At 51.8% G+C, this 326-nt stretch carries 1 pseudogene; it reads right to left on the bottom strand.

Going from position 1 to position 326, the window contains the following annotated elements:
• Positions 1-326, bottom strand: a pseudogene (locus tag JUI58_RS01080) (photosystem II D2 protein (photosystem q(a) protein)); the annotation flags it as partial.

The following is a 326-nucleotide window of genomic DNA, read 5'->3' as shown; positions in this document are numbered from 1 at the left end:
CCTAGGATTCCCGCTACTCCCATCATGTGGAAGGGGTTCAGGGTCCAGTTGTGGAAACCTTGTAGGAACAAGATGAAACGGAAAATTCCGGCTACCCCAAAACTGGGTCCGAAAAACCAACTCGACTGTCCCAAGGGATACATCAGGAAGACACTGACGAAGACCGCAATCGGTCCAGAGAAGGCGATCGCGTTATAAGGACGAATGCCCACCAAACGGGCAATTTCAAACTGACGCAGCATAAAGCCAATCAGTCCAAAAGCGCCGTGGAGGGCGACGAAAGCCCAGAGTCCGCCTAACTGACACCAATGGGTAAAGTTCCATTG

It is taken from the genome of Spirulina sp. CCY15215 (assembly GCF_016888125.1).
GTDB lineage: Bacteria > Cyanobacteriota > Cyanobacteriia > Cyanobacteriales > Spirulinaceae > CCY15215.
Note: the sequence above shows the minus strand (reverse complement) of the source record. Positions and strands in the feature narration are given on the sequence as shown.